This window comes from Streptococcus sp. DD11 (assembly GCF_001578865.1).
GTDB lineage: Bacteria > Bacillota > Bacilli > Lactobacillales > Streptococcaceae > Streptococcus > Streptococcus panodentis.
The window spans coordinates 332,791-335,523 of record NZ_KQ969396.1; the positions used below are offsets into that span (position 1 = coordinate 332,791).

At 45.8% G+C, this 2,733-nt stretch carries 1 protein-coding gene; it reads right to left on the bottom strand.

What is annotated here, in order from left to right:
• The coding region (locus tag STRDD11_RS10950; protein WP_128837347.1) for an accessory Sec-dependent serine-rich glycoprotein adhesin at positions 1 to 2,178 on the bottom strand (2,178 nt) is incomplete at its 3' end.
• Between the last annotated feature and the right edge of the window lie 555 nt (positions 2,179 to 2,733).

A 2,733-nucleotide genomic window follows, 5' to 3' on the forward strand; every position in this document is an offset into this window, starting at 1 on the left:
CGCTGATACGCTTGCAGAAGTCGATGCACTAGTTGAAGCCGATACGCTGGCCGAAGTTGACGCACTCTCTGAAGCTGAGGTACTTGCAGACACCGATGCACTGGTTGAAGCTGATACGCTGGCCGAAGTCGACGCGCTCACGGACGCAGAGGTGCTTGCCGAAATGGACTGCACGGTTGAGGTCGATGCAGAGCGGCTGGCCGAGGTTGACTGTACTGTACTGGTGCTTGCAGAGGTGGATGCACTCACTGAAGCTGACTGTGAAGCAACCACGCTAGTTGAGGCACTGGTACTTGCTGATACGGAGGCACTCGCAGAGGCAACGGTACTAAGAGATTTGGAGGTGCTCCCAGCTCTTGTGTCTACTAATTTTTTACCATCAATCGTATCAATCGTATTACCTTTGTAATTGATAGTAACGGTACCATCATTAGCCACAACAATCCCTGTAGTATAATTACCAGTAGAAAGATCAACAGCTCTTAAATTTGGATTGCTTTGTCTGACTGCATCTCGAACTCGGTTTTTTTCGGCTTCAGTTAATTGTTCAGTATTATTAACGATTGTAACTGTGGTAGGCTCAATCAAGCGATACTTAATGATTATCTTAAATTCACCGTTAGTCGGAACATGCGTTTTTAGACTATTTTCTCTATTAGAATTTTTGTTCCCATCAGCATCTTCTACCCAAACATACCGTGTATAGAAACCCAAGCCCTCAGTATTAGATACTGTACCATATAATCTAAAACGCAGCGGATTAGCTTCAGTAGCATTACCGTTCTGATTTAAATTAAATGCTTGGTACTTAAACCACGAAGCAATATTACCTAATCCATTTATATTGTCAACTTGCTCCAGAGATAACTTATTAACTCGTCCCTTGTTATCTGTCACGGTAAATTCAAATTCGAAGCTCTCACCCCGATAAACAACCACCTCATCAGCTATATGAACAATTGGCTTTTCAGTTGAAGAAACCCGAGTTGACAAATCAACGCTATCCCAACTTCCCTTTGTAGTAGAAGCCACTTCATCAAACTTAAACGGAAGATTCGTATTCGTTATTTCGTCATCACTAGTCACTAGACGGAGACTGAGTCGAGTATCTCCACCAGTTGTGTTTACATATGTAGTTATCTTTAAAACATTGTTATTGACGGATTCTCCAGTATAGAGATTCCACACTCCAGCTGATTGTACTGTCCCACCATTTGCAGCATTTTTACCATTGATTGTTACGGAACGAGTTTCTTGATTGCCGCTGATAGATACAAGTGCACCAAGATTGCTTTTAATCTGTCTAGGGGTTAAAACAAAAGTCCAGGTCATGAGACGATTATTATCATCAAAGCTTGTTGTAATACTTTGAATCATATCACCCTTAATGTCACGAGCATCTATACTAAGACCCGGATCCGTCACCGCCCGCCGCGTTCTGACACGTGATGTCTGACTGCTGTTGGCCGTGGACTGGCTGCTGCTGTCTGATTGCGATGCAGCAGCGGTACTGGTGCTGGCACTGATGCTGGCAGAGGCGGATGCGCTGGCCGCTTGGTTTGAGTCAGTCACTGCCGCTGAAGCAGAGGTACTTGAAGACACTGAAAGAGACTCAGACACACTCAAAGAATCTGAGACAGACTGTGATGTACTTGCACTGACAGAGGCCGACTGTGACGCAGCCTCACTGCCGGATACAGAAGCGCTGACAGAAGCGGACTCGGAGGCAGACAGACTGGCAGAGGCACTGATGGACTGAGTATCTGAAGCAGCTTCTGCTGCTGACTCAGGCAGGGCAGACTCTGCCGCTGTTTCATCTGTGGCAGTCCCCAGCACTGCATCATCCCGCGTTGCCAGGACTCCTGATGTATCGATGACTTTTTCTACAGCCTGATCCTCATCAGCCTTGACAGTGTTGGCGTTGGTAACGACTGCCCCTCCTAGAACAGCCCCCGTGGCGACCAGCCCTTTCAAGAATTGCAGACCGCCCTGCTTATCGACGGACTGCTCCTCTGTTACCTTGACCTCAACCGATGAAAGATTTCCCCCTTTCATTGACTTAAAAAGGCCAAACTGTGAGGTCGCAGCACGCAGCCAATGTTTCCCTGATTTGATCAGTTTAAACCGCGTCACGCGCTCTACTTCGTGATACTTACCTTTCTGGCGTTTAAAAAACATACTTTTCTTCCTCTAATTTATATCTCTTTTTAAAAAACTATATTACCCTTAGTTTACCACATTATTACTCGTTTTTGTCAATTTATTACTTATTTTTTTGCTGAAATTGTTTTCAAATCGCTTTCAACCTTATAAAAAGCAGCAAAAAAGCCCAGTTATCAGGCTTTCTGGAGACAGTCCCTGCCAGCGCTTTTGAAAATCTAAGGACTGATTTTCTCAAGGCAGCTTTGAAACCTAGTTCTCGCTATCGCTCGAACTGCATCAATGGCCCTAAACGCAACTCGGTCCTGCGGACTGGTTTCCCTAAAGCAACTATGGAACCTAGTTCTCACTGACGCTCGAACTGCATCAATGGCCCTAAACGCAACTCGGTCCTGCGGACTGGTTTCCCTAAAGAAACTATGGAACCTAGTTCTCGCTGACGCTCGAACTGCATCAATGGCCCTAAACTCAACTCGGTCCTGCGGACTGGTTTCCCTAAAAAAACTTATGGAACCTAGTTCTCACTGACGCTCGAACTGCATCAATGGCCCTAAACGCAAGTCGGTCCTGCGG